Source organism: Rhizobium sp. BR 315, from assembly GCF_050577975.1.
Lineage (GTDB): Bacteria > Pseudomonadota > Alphaproteobacteria > Rhizobiales > Rhizobiaceae > Rhizobium > Rhizobium miluonense.
Genome location: NZ_JARWKZ010000002.1, coordinates 315794 through 333249, shown reverse-complemented (window position 1 = coordinate 333249; position 17456 = coordinate 315794). Strand labels below are relative to the sequence as shown.

Annotated in this window: 16 protein-coding genes and 1 riboswitch; of the genes, 11 read left to right on the top strand and 5 right to left on the bottom strand. The window is 60.9% G+C overall.

Translation table 11 applies throughout. The features are described from left to right. Window positions 1-36: 36 nt before the first annotated feature. A complete protein-coding gene (locus QD409_RS04020; protein WP_092847294.1) occupies window positions 37-1128 on the bottom strand; it encodes a porin in 1092 nt (363 codons plus the stop codon). Between the two features lie 582 nt (window positions 1129-1710). After that, a riboswitch (TPP riboswitch) is annotated at window positions 1711-1842 on the top strand. A gap of 92 nt (window positions 1843-1934) precedes the next feature. Between QD409_RS04020 and thiC the strand changes: the two genes are divergently transcribed. From thiC to QD409_RS03990, 6 genes are all read left to right on the top strand, one after another. Then, a complete protein-coding gene (gene thiC / locus QD409_RS04015; protein WP_092847443.1) occupies window positions 1935-3761 on the top strand; it encodes a phosphomethylpyrimidine synthase ThiC in 1827 nt (608 codons plus the stop codon). Between the two features lies 1 nt (window position 3762). Beyond that, window positions 3763-4743 carry a glycine oxidase ThiO gene (thiO, locus tag QD409_RS04010; protein WP_092847298.1) on the top strand — a complete coding sequence of 327 codons (981 nt, stop codon included), beginning with the start codon at window positions 3763-3765 and terminating at the stop codon, window positions 4741-4743. Then, the gene (gene thiS, locus QD409_RS04005) at window positions 4734-4931 is read left to right on the top strand and encodes a sulfur carrier protein ThiS (RefSeq protein WP_004125194.1); all 198 of its coding nucleotides are present in this window, start codon (window positions 4734-4736) and stop codon (window positions 4929-4931) included. Before thiO ends, thiS begins: the two co-directional genes overlap by 10 nt. Before the next feature lie 3 nt (window positions 4932-4934). Then, window positions 4935-5708, top strand: coding sequence for a thiazole synthase (locus QD409_RS04000; protein ID WP_092847300.1), 774 nt, complete (start codon window positions 4935-4937; stop codon window positions 5706-5708). Next, window positions 5705-6319, top strand: a complete 615-nt coding sequence (locus tag QD409_RS03995) for a thiamine phosphate synthase (protein WP_092847302.1) — start codon at window positions 5705-5707, stop codon at window positions 6317-6319. Before QD409_RS04000 ends, QD409_RS03995 begins: the two co-directional genes overlap by 4 nt. A 157-nt stretch (window positions 6320-6476) precedes the next feature. Further along, window positions 6477-6797 carry a hypothetical protein gene (locus QD409_RS03990; protein ID WP_092847305.1) on the top strand — a complete coding sequence of 107 codons (321 nt, stop codon included), beginning with the start codon at window positions 6477-6479 and terminating at the stop codon, window positions 6795-6797. 122 nt (window positions 6798-6919) lie between these two features. Here the strand turns inward: QD409_RS03990 and QD409_RS03985 are convergent, their stop codons facing one another. Next, window positions 6920-7780 (bottom strand): urea carboxylase-associated family protein, encoded by an 861-nt coding sequence (locus QD409_RS03985; RefSeq protein WP_092847311.1) that lies wholly within the window; start codon window positions 7778-7780, stop codon window positions 6920-6922. A 170-nt stretch (window positions 7781-7950) separates the two neighbouring features. Between QD409_RS03985 and QD409_RS03980 the strand changes: the two genes are divergently transcribed. From QD409_RS03980 to ahpF, 3 genes are all read left to right on the top strand, one after another. Beyond that, on the top strand, window positions 7951-8835 hold the full coding sequence (locus tag QD409_RS03980) for a LysR substrate-binding domain-containing protein (RefSeq protein ID WP_092847315.1): 885 nt from the start codon (window positions 7951-7953) through the stop codon (window positions 8833-8835). Between the two features lie 238 nt (window positions 8836-9073). Next, on the top strand, window positions 9074-9637 hold the full coding sequence (gene ahpC, locus QD409_RS03975; protein ID WP_092847320.1) for an alkyl hydroperoxide reductase subunit C: 564 nt from the start codon (window positions 9074-9076) through the stop codon (window positions 9635-9637). 118 nt (window positions 9638-9755) lie between these two features. Further along, window positions 9756-11336 (top strand): alkyl hydroperoxide reductase subunit F, encoded by a 1581-nt coding sequence (gene ahpF / locus QD409_RS03970; protein ID WP_092847325.1) that lies wholly within the window; start codon window positions 9756-9758, stop codon window positions 11334-11336. A gap of 41 nt (window positions 11337-11377) precedes the next feature. Here ahpF and QD409_RS03965 read toward each other — a convergent pair whose 3' ends face one another. Beyond that, on the bottom strand, window positions 11378-12262 hold the full coding sequence (locus QD409_RS03965; RefSeq protein WP_092847330.1) for a LysR family transcriptional regulator: 885 nt from the start codon (window positions 12260-12262) through the stop codon (window positions 11378-11380). Between the two features lie 114 nt (window positions 12263-12376). Here QD409_RS03965 and QD409_RS03960 point away from each other — a divergent pair, with 114 nt between their 5' ends. Continuing rightward, the gene (locus QD409_RS03960) at window positions 12377-12562 is read left to right on the top strand and encodes a 4-oxalocrotonate tautomerase (RefSeq protein WP_037154392.1); all 186 of its coding nucleotides are present in this window, start codon (window positions 12377-12379) and stop codon (window positions 12560-12562) included. Between the two features lie 46 nt (window positions 12563-12608). Here the strand turns inward: QD409_RS03960 and QD409_RS03955 are convergent, their stop codons facing one another. Next, a complete protein-coding gene (locus tag QD409_RS03955) occupies window positions 12609-12875 on the bottom strand; it encodes a hypothetical protein (RefSeq protein ID WP_092847332.1) in 267 nt (88 codons plus the stop codon). A gap of 134 nt (window positions 12876-13009) precedes the next feature. Next, the gene (locus QD409_RS03950; RefSeq protein WP_004125091.1) at window positions 13010-13471 is read right to left on the bottom strand and encodes an Lrp/AsnC family transcriptional regulator; all 462 of its coding nucleotides are present in this window, start codon (window positions 13469-13471) and stop codon (window positions 13010-13012) included. Window positions 13472-13655: 184 nt separating this feature from the next. On the opposite strand from QD409_RS03950, the gene putA reads away from it, so the two are divergent. Further along, the gene (putA, locus tag QD409_RS03945) at window positions 13656-17360 is read left to right on the top strand and encodes a trifunctional transcriptional regulator/proline dehydrogenase/L-glutamate gamma-semialdehyde dehydrogenase (protein WP_092847334.1); all 3705 of its coding nucleotides are present in this window, start codon (window positions 13656-13658) and stop codon (window positions 17358-17360) included. Window positions 17361-17456 lie beyond the last annotated feature (96 nt).

Genomic DNA, 17456 nt, shown 5'->3' with positions numbered 1-17456 from the left:
GCTTCCCTTACCCGGCGCGGGCCGGGTAATCTCTTATTAGAAGCTACGCTCGAAGCGCAGGATACCAGCCCACTGATCCTGGTTCACAGAATCGAAGTTGGTGTAGGAAACTTCCGGCTCGATGAGCAGGTTCTTGACCGGGTTCCACTTCAGGTTCGTGGTAGCGGCGAAGATCTTGCTGTCGGTGTAGGCGAGCTGGAGGTTCCACTTCAGCTTTTCGTTGATCGGAACGCTAGCGCCACCCCAAACGGCCCAGTCACCCCAGCCGCACTTCGATGCATCAGCAACGGGGCAAGCAGAACGGTCAAGGTTCGTGCCGGCATACTTGTTCAGCTTCTTGCCATCGGTGTTGTAACCACCCATCAAGAAGGCCGAGAATACGCCGAAGTCGGCATCGACGCGAGCCTTGATAGCGCCTTCTTCAACGATCGAGTCGTAACCGCCGACGACCTTGAAGCCGAAGTTGCCAACCTTGTAGCCAACACCGGCAACGGCGTCAGGAGCGTAGTGGTTAGCCTTGTCGTCTGCCCACCAGCTGGAGCCGTAGGAAGCGCCGGAGCCGCTGGAGTTGCTGTCTTCGACCGAGACCACAGCCGTGAAGCCGTTGCCGGCATCGTAGTTATAGCTGATCTGGTTCAGCTCGTACGGGCCGTCATAGATGACGTCGTCGTTGATGACGTCGCCGGCGTAGCCGATGTACGAATTGTACTGCGAGTCAGCCTTACCGACGAGGAAGCCACCAAGGCTGATGTTAGCGAACAGCAGCTTGGTGCTGGTCGTGTTGCCTTCGCTCCAATCCCAGCGAATAACCATGTTGGTCTTCAGCGGGCCGTATTCAGTGTCGGAAGCGGTATTGACGTTCAGCTCAGCACGGGTGTGCCACAGCGTGCCCTGCTTGCTGTTCGGGTTGTAGGCATCATACCATTCACCTTCGGTACGGACGCGGCCGCCGATCTTGAGGCAGGTTTCCGTGCCCGGAATGAAGAAGTAGCCAGCACCGTATGCGTCGCAGATGCGAACGTATTCCAGCGGCTCCGGCTCAGCAGCAACGATGGCGTCGGCTGCGTGAGCACCGGATACTGCTGCCAGCGCAGCAGCGGAGCCGAGAAGAAGGCTCTTGATGTTCATGATAAACTCCTGGTTGCAATATGCATTTCGAACCTACCGCGAGTACAGGGCTGGAATACCACTTTAAAGATCGGCCTCGTTCAAACGCGACCAGGCAGCCCGGCAAATACGCACCTAATGTTGGCTTGAGTCCCCTCGAACCTCCACAATTGACCCCGCGGCAAAGGTCTGGAAATGCCTTTACCGATCCGGCCGATAGCTCGACCGTAAGACAACTTGTGTCCTGCATCCGATTTACAAACAGCCCGTATGTTTGTCAATTATGTGAAACCGACCCGCGCATTAGTCTTGATCGCTGTTGCCTAAATGCAACTGCCGACAGCGAGGCCCATGCAACCTCCTCTGGCGAAAGCCGAAAGGCGCCGATTGCGCCCTACCGGAAGCATGAACGCGCCAGCGGGCGGCATCCTGGACAAGTCCGAGCTTGGTGGTCAACTCCGATCGGCGCGCACCGATATTTTCGACTCATGGTGGAACGTTCCCGTCGAAGCCATCCGGTGCCCGGCGCAGCTGGGAGCCACCAGGCGAAATGCGATCGTCGCTATAGGGTTGACAGCAGCGGAAGAGAGAGCTTAGCCTTCCAGCATTCACCAGGGGGGTCCCGGCAAGGGGCTGAGATACTGCTGGACAATATGGCTTTGCCTGTTGTGGCGCAGTGACCCGTTGAACCTGATCCAGTTCATACTGGCGTAGGGACGGTGCAAGCGCTCGATGGCTCTGGGTTCACGCGTGGAATCCATATCGACGTCTTTCCATCATTCCGGCTGATTGACTGGGTCTCCAACCGCAATTTGGAGCCTCAAACCATGAACATTGCCGCAAAAAACCTCACTCCGACCGTCACCACCGGCCCACTGCCGGCCTCGAGGAAGATCTACATTCCTGGAGACATCCATGCCGATATCCGTGTGCCGATGCGTGAGATCAGCGTCCATCCGACATCGGGTGAACCGCCCGTCGTCGTCTATGATTCTTCAGGCCCCTATACGATCGAGGGCGCCGATATCAGCATCGAGCAGGGCCTGTCGCAGCTCCGCCGCGACTGGGTGCTCGCCCGCGGCGATGTCGAGGCCTACGAAGGCCGCCATGTGCGCCCCGAAGACAATGGCTTCGTCAGCGGCGACCGGTTGACACCCGAATTTCCCGGACGTCGCCAGCCGCTGCGCGCCAAAGACGGCAAGGCGGTCACGCAGCTTGCCTATGCGCGTGCCGGCATCATCACCCCGGAGATGGAATTCATCGCCATCCGCGAGAATCTCGGTCGAAAGGCCAAGGCAGAAGCGTTGGTTCGAGACGGCGAAAGCTTCGGTGCTCATATTCCCGATCATGTGACGCCGGAATTCGTTCGCCAGGAAGTCGCCGCCGGCCGCGCCATCATCCCGGCCAACATCAATCACCCCGAGGCCGAACCGATGATCATCGGCCGGAACTTCCTGGTGAAAATCAACGCCAATATCGGCAACTCCGCCGTTACCTCCTCCATGGCAGAGGAAGTCGAGAAGATGGTCTGGGCTGCCCGCTGGGGCGCCGATACCGTCATGGATCTTTCGACCGGCCGCAACATCCACAACATCCGCGAATGGATCATCCGCAATTCGCCGCTGCCGATCGGCACGGTTCCGCTCTATCAGGCGCTCGAAAAGGTCGGCGGCATTGCCGAGGAACTCACCTGGGAGGTCTATCGCGACACGCTGATCGAGCAGGCCGAACAGGGCGTCGACTATTTCACCATCCATGCCGGCGTGCGGCTGCACTACATCCCGCTGACGGTCAATCGCGTCACCGGCATCGTGTCGCGCGGCGGCTCGATCATGGCGAAGTGGTGTCTCCATCACCACCGCGAGAGCTTCCTCTACGAGCATTTCGAGGAGATCTGCGATATCTGCCGCGCCTATGACGTCTCCTTCTCGCTCGGCGACGGCCTGCGCCCCGGCTCGATCGCCGACGCCAATGACGCCGCGCAGTTTGCCGAACTCGAAACCCTGGGCGAACTGACGAAGATCGCCTGGGCGAAAGACTGCCAGGTGATGATCGAAGGCCCCGGCCATGTGCCGATGCACAAGATCAAGGAAAACATGGACAAGCAGCTGGCCGTCTGTGGCGAAGCGCCTTTCTACACGCTCGGGCCGCTGACGACGGATATCGCGCCGGGCTACGATCATATCACCTCGGGAATCGGCGCTGCCATGATCGGCTGGTTCGGCACGGCGATGCTCTGCTACGTCACCCCGAAGGAGCATCTCGGCCTGCCCGACCGCAACGACGTCAAGACCGGCGTCATCACCTACAAGATCGCGGCCCATGCGGCCGACCTTGCCAAGGGTCATCCAGCCGCGCAGGTGCGTGACGACGCGTTGTCGCGCGCCCGCTTCGAGTTCCGCTGGGAAGATCAGTTCAACCTGTCGCTCGATCCGGACACCGCCCGCAGCTTCCACGACGAGACCTTGCCGAAGGAAGCCCATAAGGTTGCGCATTTCTGCTCGATGTGCGGCCCGAAATTCTGTTCGATGCGGATTTCGCACGACATTCGCGCCGAGGCCCAGAAAGAGGGGCTGGACGCAATGGCGGCCAAATACCGTGAAGGTGGCGATCTCTATATGCCGATCGACAACCTTCCGCATCCGGCCGAGTGAGATGCGCGTCCTAGTCAAAGGGGCCGGCGTCGCCGGCCTCACGGTCGCCCATGAACTTCATGTTCGGGGCGCGGACGTAACCGTGCTGGACCCGTGCCTGAAATTCGACCATGCCGCCTCCTGGCTCGCCGGCGGCATGCTGGCGCCCTGGTGCGAACGGGAAAGTGCCGATGAGGCAGTGCTTCGGCGCGGCCTCGACGCCGCCGATCGATGGGATGCGATCCTGCCGGGCGAAGTGGCGCGCAACGGCACCCTGGTCGTCGCGCCGCCGCGCGATCACGGCGAGCTCAAGCGATTCGCCGGCCGCACCTCCGGCTATCGTTTGATAGAGGAGAGCGAAATCGCCGCTCTCGAACCCGTCCTTGCCGGCCGTTTCAGGCAAGGCCTGTTCTTTCCGCAGGAAGCCCATCTGGATCCACGCCGGGCGCTGCGCCGACTGCAGGAAAAGCTTCTGGCGAGAGGCGTTGCTTTTGCCGCCATGGATGTAAGCGAGGACGATTTCTCCGAAATCGTCGATTGCACCGGCGCCGCTCGCATCGGACACACTCCTGACCTGCGCGGTGTGCGCGGCGAAATGCTCTATCTGCGCACGGAAGAAGTGGCACTCGCCCGGCCCATCCGCCTGCTGCACCCTCGCATTCCCGTCTATATCGTTCCGCGCGGCAGCGGTCACTTCATGGTCGGGGCGACCATGATCGAGACCGAATTCGACGGACCGATCACGGCGCGTTCGCTGATGGAACTGCTGAACGCCGCCTACGCGCTGCACCCCGCCTTTGCAGACGCCGCGGTCATCGAAACCGGTGCCGGCATCCGCCCCGCCTTTCCCGACAATCTCCCGCGGGTGACGCGGGAGGGAAACGTCGTCGTGACGAATGGCTTCTATCGCCACGGTTTCCTTCTGGCGCCGGCAATCGCGGCCGAAACTGCCGACCTCGTGCTTTCCGAACAATCCAGGCAAAGGAGCCCCAGATGCGCCTGATCATCAATGGAGAAGCTCAGACAATCGCCGCAACCACACTTTCGCAACTTCTGACGGCGCTCGACTACGAAGGCGACTGGTTGGCAACCGCCGTCAACGGCGAGCTCGTGCACCGCGAAGACCGCGATGATCACGCGCTGAACGATAACGACAGGATCGAAATTCTGACCCCAATGCAGGGAGGTTGAGCCATGCCCGATTTCTACGGAAGCCAAATCGAATCTCGTCTCCTACTCGGTACCGCGCGCTATCCCTCGCCGGCCGTCCTTGCCGAAGCGGTCAGGCGATCGCAAACAGAAATCGTCACCGTGTCGCTGCGGCGTGAAACGGCCGGCGGGCGCAATGGCGGCGCCTTCTTCGACATGATCCGCGCGCTTGGCGTTCGTGTTCTTCCCAACACGGCCGGCTGCCATGGCGTCTCGGAAGCAGTGCTGACGGCAAGGATGGCCCGCGAGGTATTTCAGACCAACTGGATCAAGCTCGAAGTGATCGGCAATCACGATACGCTACAGCCGGATGTTTTCGCACTTGTCGAGGCGGCACGAATTCTGGCCGATGACGGCTTCGAGGTCTTTCCCTATACCACGGACGATCTCGTGGTCGCCGAACGGCTGCTGGAAGCCGGATGCAAGGTGCTTATGCCCTGGTGCGCGCCTATCGGAACGGCGGCGGGGCCGCTCAATCTTTCTGCCCTACGTTCCATGCGGGCGCATTTTCCCGAGGTGCCGCTGATCGTGGATGCCGGCATCGGCCGACCCTCGCATGCGGCGATCGTCATGGAGCTCGGCTTCGACGCCGTGCTGCTCAACACAGCGGTTGCCGGCGCCGGCGATCCGGCCACGATGGCGGAGGCCTTCGCCAAGGCCATCGATGCCGGCAGGCAGGCGTTCGGTGCGGGCATGCTGGAGCCCCGCGACATGGCGGTGCCCTCGACGCCCGTGATCGGAAAGGCGGTGTTCGCGTGAGGCTCGATCCCTTCTATCTGATCATCGACAGCGGCGCCTGGATCGAAAGGCTGGTGCCGCTGGGCGTCAGGCTGGTGCAGCTGCGCATCAAGGATCGCAGCGCTGCTGAAATCCGCGCGGATATCCGCAAGGCTAAGGCAATCTGCGCGGTCCATGGATGCCAGCTGATCGTGAACGACTACTGGCAGCTTGCCATCGAGGAAGGCTGCGATTTCATTCATCTCGGCCAGGAAGACCTGGCGGAGGCGGACCTCGATGCCATCCGGGCGGCAGGACTAAGACTGGGGCTTTCGACGCACGACGAAGCCGAGCTGGAAACAGCGCTTGCCGCCTGCCCCGACTACATCGCGCTCGGGCCGATTTATCCCACCGTGCTCAAGGTCATGCCGTGGGCGCCGCAAGGCCTGCAGCGCATCGGCCACTGGAAAGCGCGGGTCGGCAATATCCCGCTTGTGGCGATCGGCGGCCTGACCGTGGAGCGCATTTCCGGCGTGTTGGAGAGTGGCGCCGACAGCGCCGCGGTCGTCACCGACATCACACGCAATCCCGATCCCGAATCACGGACGCTGGAATGGCTCAAAGCGACGCGCAGCCACATTCCGGCCACGTGATCCCACGCAAAATCATCGTGGAAGCGCTGAATTTCAGGACTTCAGCGCGGATGAACGGCGCATTCATCGAACATTCAGCTGAACATATTCATGCTTCAAACGTTGAATAGATGACTCGCGAATTCGCTGAGCAATGTAGACTGCTTTGGAGGTAGTCATGATAAAGAAAACGGTCCTTACAGTTTTGCTGGCCGCTACGGTTGTAGGCGGCACGTTGGCTCCCGCCAACTTCGCTCAGGCGCAGCAATATTATCGCTACCACCATCATCACCATCACAATGGTGGCGCAATCGCAGGCGGCGTAGCCGCAGGCCTCCTCGGCGGCCTCATCGTCGGTGGCGCCCTTGCCAACCGCGGCCCCGTTTACGGAGGCCCTGTTTACGAAGAACCGGCGCCGAGATGCTGGCTTGAAAGCCGGCCGGTTCAGAACCGCTACGACGAAGGCTACCACTACGAGCGCGTCCGCGTCTGCGATTAAGCAGCTAAGGCTTGGTCAACTCACAGACGGACGTCTCGTTTAACGAGCGGCTTTGTATTGCCGGCGACCCAAACCGCCGGCAATGTATCTATGGGCGACGTGAGTACACACCGTTCGCCCGCCTAAAGGCCATGCGTTCTCGAATAGGCGTTGCGCTCGGGAAAAGTCCGACCGGCAAGGCTCTCCGGATGAGGCCGCCAGATTTCGACGCCTAGCGGATAGCACGGTGCCGCATCGCTCGAATGGCCGCTACCGCAATCACCACCTGGGCAGGCCGAAAGAGCACCGAGAAGATCGATCTCAGCAAAGAACTCAATGAAATCGCCCGGCCTTACCGGACTTGCCTTCATGAAATACTGATGGGTGTCGTGGGTGAACCCCGTGCACATGAAGACATTCAGCACATCATGAACATGGGCTTCCGCCTCCCGAACCGACATGTTCATTTCTGAAGCGAGCGCGCGCGACAGGTTCGAATGGCAGCAATGATGGTAATTGTCGCCTTTCAGCAGTCGATTGGTATAGGGGTCGCAGCGCGTGCCGATGACATCGTGAACGCCGGCTCCATCCTTATCCCATCCATACCAGCCGAGCGTGTCATGGGTGATCGTCGCCATCGGACGTAGATGTGGCAGGCTGCTCCACAAGCGATCGCCGACGCCGACATGCGTGGCATGAAGCGCGCGGGTCTTGCCGCTGAAGAAGCGTTCCGAAAGATCGTCGGCATTCCATAGATTGAGGTCGCCGACCTGGGAGCCCTCCATACTGACGATACGGAAGAAATGCCCTTTCGGCACCCGGAAGCTGCCCGCTTCCCGCGGCGGCACGATGACCTCTGCGACCTTGGTCATGCTTTGCCTTGCGGCTTGGAGTATATTCATCCCGGCGGGTGGCAGCGTCTCATTCGGATAGACGACAACGGGCGGCTTGCTGCGCCGTTCCTCGGCATCAGCGGAAGCGGAAATGTCACGAATTGTCTGCATTGCGGTCACATAGCCCCTTGTCGGCTCCGGGTTTCGAGGTTTCGGGCTTTCAACAACGCCGCAGGCGGCGGTGGGCAAGCCACGATGTCGCCCGCAATGTAGCGACATCATGCCAATGCACAACGCTCATTGTTCTTGCGCTTTGGCTAAGTTTTGCTTAGCCTTGGTTCATGCGCCATATCCCCTATGCCTCCCTTTGCGCCTTCGAGGCGGCCGTGCGCCACGAGAGTTTCGCCCGAGCTGCGGCTGAGCTCAATCTGACGGCGGCCGGGATAAGTCAGCATGTGCGGATAATGGAGAACTGGCTTGGCGTTGCGCTGTTCACGCGCCACGCCCGCGGCGTGACGGCAACGGCGGCCGGCCGCGAGTTCGGGGCTGTCGTGGCAAGTGGCCTCGGTCATATCCAGAACGCGGCACAGCAGTTGAAGCGGGAGAGCCATGACAGACCGGTCAGCGTCGCCTGCATCGCATCCTTCGCCACGCGCTGGCTGATACCGCGGCTGCCGGATTTCCGGAAGGAGCACCCGGAGATTCGCATCAACATCGTCTATGCGCTCGATGCGAAGACGCCGGAAGCAGCAAGCGTCGATCTGCTGATCCGCCATGGAACAAGGCCCGGAGCAAATTCCATCCCCCTTTTGAGCGCTCAAACCCGACCGACGTGCTCGACGGAATTCAAGCTTCGCCATGGCTCGTTCAACGCGCCGGCCGACCTGGTCGATGCCGAGCTCCTGCATGATGAAACGACGGCGGCCTGGGCGCGCTGGTTTGCACTCAAAGGGGTCCATCGGCCTCTGAAGCCAGGCCCGATCTTTGCCGATTTCAGCCTGATGATCGGATCGGTCATCGGTGCTCAGGGCATCGGCCTCTGCCCGGTCTCCTTGATTGCCGAGGAACTGGCCAACGGAACATTGGTCACCCTGTTCGATTCGCCCCTGGACACCGACAAGTTCTATTGGCTGATCGAAGCCGACCGCCTTTCCAGGGAGGCGGAAACTTTTCGCGACTGGCTCGTCGCGGAAAGCTGCAGATCGGAATCCAAGCTGGTTCCTTGATAATCTGTACCTCCGAATCCGCCGCTTGGGGCGTTGGCAAACGATACTTTTGCGTCTCGTCTCCTGGCCGCCTTGCTGCGTCGTTAAGGCGCAGATGATATCCACAAACGAAGCCGTGCAAGGCCGCTTAAATAGATGGAAACTATCGATTCTTTCTGATTTATCTATTTTGCCTATTGCGGCGCACGCTCTATGTTGCGGCGCGAAAGCCATTCAGTCCAAACATTGCAAGGGTACCATGTCCGTTCTCAATACCGCCGTTAAGCCGTTCAAAGCCCAAGCCTTCAAGCAGGGCAAATTCATCGAGGTCACGGAAGCTGACATCGCAGGCAAGTGGGCGGTTTTCTTCTTCTATCCGGCCGATTTCACCTTCGTCTGCCCGACTGAGCTTGGCGACGTCGCCGATCATTACGCCGAACTGCAACGCCTCGGCGTCGAGGTCTTCTCCGTCTCGACCGACACGCACTTTACGCACAAGGCCTGGCATGACAGCTCCGAGACCATCGGCAAGATCCAGTATGCCATGATCGGCGACCCGACCGGCACAGTCACTCGCAACTTCGACGTCATGCGCGAAGCCGAAGGCCTTGCCGACCGCGGCACCTTCGTCGTCGATCCGGACGGCGTCATCCAGGCGATGGAAATCACCGCCGAAGGCATCGGCCGCAACGCCGCCGACCTCTTGCGCAGGATCAAGGCGGCCCAGTATGTCCGCTCGCATCCGGGCGAAGTTTGCCCGGCCAAGTGGGAAGAAGGCGAAAAGACACTCGCTCCCTCGCTGCACCTCATCGGCAAGATCTGATTTGAGGATTGCTGGCCCTTCCTGGATCCAGGGAGGGCCACCTAACAAATACAAGAGCCTATACCGTCCGCCACCTCACGCAGGCGAAGAATTCCCATTTCCCGCAGGAGACATATCGATGCTTGACGACGCGCTGAAAAGCCAATTGAAGGCCTATCTGGAGAAGGTCGTGCGTCCGATCGAGATCAGCGCCAACGTCGACGACAGCGCAAAATCGACTGAAATGGTGGCTCTTCTGAAAGACATCGTCGGCCTCTCAGACAAGATTGCCCTGACACAACAGTATGATGGCAACGAGCGCGCACCTTCTTTCGCGCTGACGAGCCCAGGCCACGATATCAGCCTGCGTTTTGCCGGCATTCCGCTCGGTCATGAATTCACCTCGCTGGTCCTCGCATTGCTGCAGGTGGGCGGCCACCCGCCGCGCGTCGAACAGACGATCCTCGATCAGATCCGTGATCTCGACGGCGACTTCCGCTTCGAGACCTATTTCTCGCTGTCCTGCCAGAACTGCCCCGACGTCGTGCAGGCGCTGAACCTGATGTCGATCCTCAATCCGCGAATCAGCCATGTCGCTATCGACGGCGCCGTCTTCCCGAAGGAGGTCGCCGACCGGCAGGTCATGTCCGTGCCGACGATCTACCTGAACGGCGAGGTTTTCGGGCAGGGCCGCATGGAAGTCGAGCAGATCATCGCCAAGCTCGACACAGGTGCCGCCAAACGCGCGGCCGAAAAGCTCAAGACGCTGGAAGCCTTCGACGTGCTGGTCGTCGGTGGGGGACCAGCTGGTGCGGCCTCTGCGATTTATGCCGCACGCAAGGGCATCCGCACTGGCGTCGTTGCCGAACGCTTCGGCGGTCAGGTGCTCGACACCATGGCGATCGAAAACTTCATTTCGGTTCCACATACCGAAGGGCCGGCTTTCGCCACAGCGCTTGAGACGCATGTCAAAGACTATCCGGTCGAGATCATAAACCTGCAGCGCGCACAGAAGCTCAGCCGCCACGGCGACCTGTTCGAAGTGGAGCTGGAGAGTGGCGCAACACTCAAGTCTCGCTCCGTCATCCTTTCGACTGGCGCGCGCTGGCGGCAGATGGGCGTGCCGGGCGAGGAACTCTATCGCAACAACGGCGTCGCCTATTGCCCGCATTGCGATGGTCCGCTGTTCAAGGGCAAGAGCGTCGCCGTCATCGGCGGTGGCAATTCCGGCGTCGAAGCGGCGATCGATCTTGCCGGCATCGTCAAGCACGTCACGCTCATCGAGTTCGACAGCAAACTTCGCGCCGACGACGTGCTGCAACGCAAGCTCCGCAGCCTTGCCAATGTCGATGTCATTCTCTCGGCCAAGACGATGGAAGTGCTGGGCGACGGCAGCAAGGTCACCGGCCTTGTCTATGAGGATCGCCTGAAGGGTGACAAGCATACGCTGGCGCTCGACGGCGTGTTCGTGCAGATCGGATTGCTGCCGAATACCGAGTGGCTGAAGGGCACGATCGCGCTGTCTGTTCGCGGCGAAATCGAGGTCGATCATCATGGCCAGACATCGATGCCAGGCGTCTTTGCCGCCGGCGATTGCACGACGGTTCCCTACAAGCAGATCGTCATTGCTGTCGGCGAGGGTGCCAAAGCTTCGCTAGCAGCTTTCGATTATCTGATCCGCACTTCGGCGCCGAGCGAGGAAGAGGCCAAGGCCGCCTGAGCCGATATTAGCATCGCCGACGATAAAAGCGGCTTTTGGCCTCAGCCGAAGCGGGCCACGAGGAAATCGATCACGCTGCGCAACATCGCCGTGGGGCGCCGGTCCGGTGCGTAAACCAGATGCATCGGCGTCGGCTTGTACGACCATAGCGGCAATACAGCTTCCAGCCGCCCGGCATCGAGATCGGCAGCCAAAAGCAGCTCCGGCTGCAACACGATGCCGGCACCATGCAAAGCGGCAACGCGCAGAGCACCCCCTTGGTTTGTGGTGAACCTGCCCTTTATGGCGATTTCGCGCGTCTCGCCCTCCGGACCAACGAGGTGCCAGAGGCCCTGCAGGCGCCAGTAGGAATGGCCGAGACACATGTGATTGGCGAGATCCTCCGGGCTTTCCGGTCTGCCGCAGCGGGCAAGATAATCCGGCGATGCCGCGAGAATACGCCGGTAAGGCTTTAATGGGCGGGCCACCAGACCGGTGTTCGTCAAGGCGCCGATCTGAATGCCGAGCTCGTAGCCCTCGCCAATCAGATCATACGGATTGTTGTCGAGCGCCAGATCGACGCTGACGTCGAGATTCTGATGCAGATACTCGACAAGGGCCGGGACGAGGGTCTGTGTGCCGAAGCTGACGGGTGCGACGAGGCGAAGCCGGCCGCGCGGTGCCGATTGCAGTTCCGAGGCCGCCGCCTCGGCCAGCTCGACCTCGGCCAGCACCGTCTTGCACCGTTCATAGTAAAGCTTGCCGACCTCGGTCAGTTGATGGCGACGCGTGGTCCGATGGAGCAACCGCGCGCCCAGGCGCTGCTCGATCGTCCGGATATGCTTGGCAACCATGGTGGCCGATACCTGGCTGGTCTCCGCGGCCGCGGCAAAGCTTCCCTCGTCGACGACTCGGACGAACATCGCCATGCCAGCCAATTTGTCCATGATTGCGTACCTGTAGGTTCGGAATGAACCAATTGACAGCCTATTTATCGACCCCTGGTTTTGCAAGATAGTCCCACCAGCCTGATGTCAGGCAAGGTTTATCAAGGAGTCGTCATGCCCATCTTGCGCTTGGAAATGCATCCCGGACGCACACAGGACCAGAAGCGCGCCTTCGTTCGCGAAGCGACCAAGGTCGCCGTCGAAACGCTGGCCTGCCCGCCGGAATCGCTGGAAATCATCATTACCGAGATTTCGAAGGATTCCTGGGCGACGGCGGGCAAGCTGAAATCGGATAGCTGAACCAATCCGGTTTCATGATCTTGGCCTGGCGGTCCCTATCCGACCGTCAGGCCCCATTCGGCGTCAGAACCTGACGCCCCCATGCTTCGGCCCAATCCATCAGACGCGCCATCTCCTGCTTGAGGGCGTGGGAACGGACGATATCGGCAGAGTGATTCAGATTGGTGCGCGGATTGTAAAATGCGCCGATCTCTTCGCCGCTCTCCTGCCTTGCCGCCTCCAGGCGGGACTTCACGTCTTCTACTTCGGCCTTCACCGCAAAGTACCGCTTCATGACCTCGACAAGGTCGCGGTCTCTGGCATTGGTCTCCATGCGTACTCCATCTCACTCATTTTAGCGTTTCGCAATGATCCGATTCGGTTGGCGAAATCTAGACGGAGTGGCAGATCGGGACGGATATCCGGCGCGCAGAGGGAGTTAGTTGGCGTTTCCATGTCACATTGGAACTACGACCAGTTTTCCTTGACGGACTGCATCACCACATTGGTCGATGTGCTTGCAACGAAGGGCAGGCTGGAGATCTTCTCGCCGAGAACGATGCGATAACGGCGAATATCCGACGTCCGCACCTTGAGGAGATAGTCGAAGCGGCCGGCGATCATATGGCACTCTTCGATTTCCTTGATTTTCTTGATGGCATTGTTGAAGCTGAGCAAAGCCTCCTCGCGCGTGTCGGTCAGCTTCACTTCGGCAAAGGCGACATGATCGAGGCCGAGCTTGATCGGATTGAGCACCGCCTTGAAGCCATCGATGTAACCGGAATCGATCAATTTCTTCAGCCGCGCCTGGCATGGCGTCTTGGAAAGACCGACCCGTTCGGACAGCTCCGTGATCGACATGCGGCCATCTTCGACCAGCGCGTCGAGGATCTTTTGGTCGAATTGGTCAATTTCACTGGATTTGGTCATTCCTATAGGCATTCCTATTTGAAATATGGGCCATTGAAGTCCAATATGACTTGAAAGCCGCAATTTCAAGGCGGAACGCCTTTCGGGAATGAAGTATGTTCACACCGAAGCAACGGGAGGGCCAAGCAGAGCGAAATCGCTCGCGCCTGCTTGGTTATTGGGTCCCTTGCACCTTGAGGTTATCATGACTGCCATTGTCGCACATTCTGCAGAAGAACCATCGCCAGACGCCGCCCCATTTTCGCAGTTTGCCCCGCCGATCCAGCCTCAAAGCCCGCTTCGCAAGGCGATCACCGCTGCCTATCGGCGCCCGGAGACCGAATGCCTCCCGATGCTGGTCGAGGCCGCTACCCTGCCGGAGCCCGTTCGCGCGGCTGCCAAGAAGACGGCCAAGACGCTGATCGAGGCGCTGCGCGCCAAGCACAAGGGCGACGGCGTCGAAGGGCTGGTGCAGGAATACTCTCTTTCGAGCCAGGAGGGCGTCGCGCTGATGTGCCTTGCGGAGGCATTGTTGCGCATTCCCGATACCGAGACACGTGATGCGCTGATCCGCGACAAGATCGCCGGCGGCGACTGGAAATCGCATCTGGGCGGCGGCCGTTCGATGTTCGTCAATGCCGCCACCTGGGGACTGGTCGTCACCGGCAAGCTGACATCGACCGTCAACGAAAGTGGCCTTTCTGCCTCCCTGACGCGACTGATCGCGCGCTGCGGCGAGCCCGTCATCCGGCGCGGCATCGATATGGCCATGCGCATGATGGGTGAGCAATTCGTCACCGGCGAGACGATCGATGAGGCACTGAAGCGCGCGCGCGCGCTCGAGGCGAAGGGCTTCCGCTATTCCTACGACATGCTTGGCGAAGCAGCCACGACGCATGCCGATGCCGAACGCTACTACCGCGACTACGAGACCGCCATCCATGCGATCGGCAAGGCTTCGGCCGGCCGCGGCATCTATGAGGGCCCTGGTATCTCCATCAAGCTCTCTGCGCTGCATCCCCGCTATTCGCGCTCGCAGGTCGACAGGGTCATGAGTGAGCTTCTGCCGAAGGTGAAGGCGCTCGCCCTGCTCTCCAAGCAATATAATATCGGGCTGAATATCGACGCCGAGGAAGCCGACCGGCTGGAATTGTCGCTTGACCTGCTGGAAACGCTTTGCCTCGATCCGCAGCTTGCCGGCTGGGATGGTATCGGCTTCGTCGTGCAGGCCTATGGCAAGCGCTGCCCATTCGTTCTCGATTTCATCATCGATCTTGCCCGCCGCTCCGGGCATCGCCTGATGGTTCGCCTCGTCAAGGGCGCCTATTGGGACGCCGAAATCAAGCGCGCGCAGCTGGATGGCCTCGAAGGCTTCCCGGTTTACACCCGCAAGATCTACACCGATGTCTCCTATGTCGCCTGCGCCAAGAAGCTGCTCTCGGCAACCGACGTCGTCTTCCCGCAATTCGCCACCCACAATGCCCAGACGCTGGCGACGATCTATCAGATGGCCGGAAGTGATTTTTCGATCGGCAAGTATGAGTTCCAATGCCTGCACGGCATGGGCGAGCCGCTCTATGAGGAAGTCGTCGGCGCCGAAAACCTCGGTCGCCCCTGCCGCATCTACGCGCCGGTCGGCACTCATGAAACGCTGCTTGCCTATCTCGTCCGTCGCCTGCTGGAAAACGGCGCCAACTCCTCCTTCGTCAACAAGATTGCCGATCCTGCCGTTCCCGTATCCGAACTGATCGCCGATCCCGTCGAGCGGGTACGCGCAATGCCTGTCATGGGCGCCCAGCACGACAAGATCGTGCTTCCCGCCGATCTGTTCGAAGGCGCTCGGGCGAATTCGGCCGGCATAGATCTGTCAAACGAAATGGCACTTTCCGACCTCTCCGGACAGCTTCATGCTTCCGCCGCCAAGGCGTGGATCGCCAAGCCGCTGCTCGCCGATGGTTCGGAACGCGGCGAGACGCGCCCGATCCTCAATCCCGCCGATCATTCCGACGTTGTCGGTCAGGTTGCCGAGCTTGCCCCCGATGACGCAGCCGAAGTGATGCGCCTTGCCGCCGCTGGTGCCGCCCAATGGGCTGCGGTCAGCCCGGACGCGCGCGCGACGATCTTGGAGCGCGCTGCCGAAATGATGCAGGGCGAGATGCCGTTGCTTGTGGGCTTGACGATCCGCGAGGCCGGCAAATCGGCCGCCAACGCTGTCGGCGAAGTCCGCGAAGCCATCGACTTCCTGCGCTATTACGCTGAACAGGCGCGCAAGGTGCTGTCGCCCGAAAGCGTGCCCCTCGGCCCGATTGTCTGCATCAGCCCGTGGAACTTCCCGCTGGCGATCTTCACGGGTCAGGTGGCCGCCGCATTGGTTGCGGGCAATCCGGTCGTCGCCAAGCCCGCCGGCAACACGCCGCTGATTGCTGCTCAGGGTATCCGCATCCTGCATGAAGCCGGAATTCCGCGTGAAGTACTGCAGTTCGCGCCGGGCAGCGGCAGGATGGGTTCTGCCTTGGTCGGCGCGCCCGAAACGGCCGGCGTCATGTTCACCGGCTCGACGGAAGTCGCCCGTCTGATCCAGGCGCAGCTTTCCGAGAAACTGTCGAAATTCAGCAAGCCAATCCCGCTGATCGCCGAAACCGGCGGTCAGAACGGCATGATCGTCGACTCCTCGGCCCTCGCCGAGCAGGTCGTCGGCGACGTCATCGCTTCCGCCTTCGACAGTGCCGGCCAGCGCTGCTCGGCACTACGCGTGCTGTGCCTGCAGGAGGAAGTGGCGGATCGTACCCTGACCATGTTGCGAGGTGCGCTTCGCGAACTGTCGGTCGGCCGCACCGACAAGCTTGCGATCGATATTGGCCCCGTCATCGACGAAAGCGCCAAGCGTGGCATCGATGAGCACATCGAACGCATGCGCAAGCTCGGCTGCTCCGTCGAGCAGCTCGACCTCCCCTCGAGCGCTGCAAAGGGCACATTCGTCGCCCCGACGATCATCGAGCTGAAGAAGCTGAGCGACCTGAAGCGCGAAGTGTTCGGCCCCGTCCTTCATATCATCCGCTACAAGCGCAAGGGGCTCGACAAGCTGATCGACGACGTCAATGCATCCGGCTATGGCCTGACCTTCGGCCTGCACACCCGGCTCGACGACACCATCGCGCATGTCACCGGACGTGTCAAAGCGGGCAATCTCTACGTCAACCGCAACATCATCGGCGCCGTTGTTGGCGTTCAGCCCTTCGGCGGCCGCGGCCTTTCCGGCACCGGCCCGAAGGCGGGCGGTCCGATGTATCTGCGCCGCCTGGTCGCCTCGTCGACTGAGCCGCTGCGCAACGCCACCGTGCAGGCGGATTCGGCTGCACAGCAGTATCTTACCTGGCTCGACAGCAACGGAGCCGCCGGGGCTGCCAAGCAGGCGCGAGCAATTGCCGGCCAGTCGTCCCTGGGCTTCAACGCCGAACTGCCAGGCCCTGTCGGCGAATTGAACCTCTATGCGCTGCATCCGCGCGGCAGGGTCCTGCTCGTCCCGCAGACCGCACTTGGCCTGCAGGTCCAGATCGCGGCCGCACTCGCAGCGGGCAATTCGATCACCATCGACGCCACCTCGGGCTTGCAAAGCGAGCTTCGGAATTTGCCGGCGGCAGTCGCCGCCCGCATCTCCTGGTCGAAGGACTGGGCGGTCGACGGACCGTTCGCCGGCGCCCTCATCGAAGGAGATGCCGAACGGGTCAAGCAGACCATCAAGACGATTGCCGCCCTTCCCGGCCCTTTGGTGCTGACGCAAGCCGCCTCCAGCGAAGAAATCGCTGCAAGCGCGGACGCCTATTGCCTGAACTGGCTGCTGGAAGAGGTGACGACATCGATCAACACCGCGGCAGCCGGTGGCAACGCGAGCCTGATGACGATCGGATAACACCCGGCGCGAACTCGAAATGCATACCGGCCGGGCAAACATTGTCCCGGCCGGTGGCTTTTCAAATATCTCCGTGACGACATTCGTGTCGAAAAT

Bases quoted from the DNA above. Each gene is read 5' to 3' on its own strand.
- QD409_RS04020 (WP_092847294.1), bottom strand. From the start codon at position 1,128: ATGAACATCAAGAGCCTTCTTCTCGGCTCCGCTGCTGCGCTGGCAGCA.
- thiC (WP_092847443.1), top strand. From the start codon at position 1,935: ATGAACATTGCCGCAAAAAACCTCACTCCGACCGTCACCACCGGCCCA.
- thiO (WP_092847298.1), top strand. From the start codon at position 3,763: ATGCGCGTCCTAGTCAAAGGGGCCGGCGTCGCCGGCCTCACGGTCGCC.
- thiS (WP_004125194.1), top strand. From the start codon at position 4,734: ATGCGCCTGATCATCAATGGAGAAGCTCAGACAATCGCCGCAACCACA.
- QD409_RS04000 (WP_092847300.1), top strand. From the start codon at position 4,935: ATGCCCGATTTCTACGGAAGCCAAATCGAATCTCGTCTCCTACTCGGT.
- QD409_RS03990 (WP_092847305.1), top strand. From the start codon at position 6,477: ATGATAAAGAAAACGGTCCTTACAGTTTTGCTGGCCGCTACGGTTGTA.
- QD409_RS03985 (WP_092847311.1), bottom strand. From the start codon at position 7,780: ATGCAGACAATTCGTGACATTTCCGCTTCCGCTGATGCCGAGGAACGG.
- QD409_RS03980 (WP_092847315.1), top strand. From the start codon at position 7,951: ATGCGCCATATCCCCTATGCCTCCCTTTGCGCCTTCGAGGCGGCCGTG.
- ahpC (WP_092847320.1), top strand. From the start codon at position 9,074: ATGTCCGTTCTCAATACCGCCGTTAAGCCGTTCAAAGCCCAAGCCTTC.
- ahpF (WP_092847325.1), top strand. From the start codon at position 9,756: ATGCTTGACGACGCGCTGAAAAGCCAATTGAAGGCCTATCTGGAGAAG.
- QD409_RS03965 (WP_092847330.1), bottom strand. From the start codon at position 12,262: ATGGACAAATTGGCTGGCATGGCGATGTTCGTCCGAGTCGTCGACGAG.
- QD409_RS03960 (WP_037154392.1), top strand. From the start codon at position 12,377: ATGCCCATCTTGCGCTTGGAAATGCATCCCGGACGCACACAGGACCAG.
- QD409_RS03955 (WP_092847332.1), bottom strand. From the start codon at position 12,875: ATGGAGACCAATGCCAGAGACCGCGACCTTGTCGAGGTCATGAAGCGG.
- QD409_RS03950 (WP_004125091.1), bottom strand. From the start codon at position 13,471: ATGACCAAATCCAGTGAAATTGACCAATTCGACCAAAAGATCCTCGAC.
- putA (WP_092847334.1), top strand. From the start codon at position 13,656: ATGACTGCCATTGTCGCACATTCTGCAGAAGAACCATCGCCAGACGCC.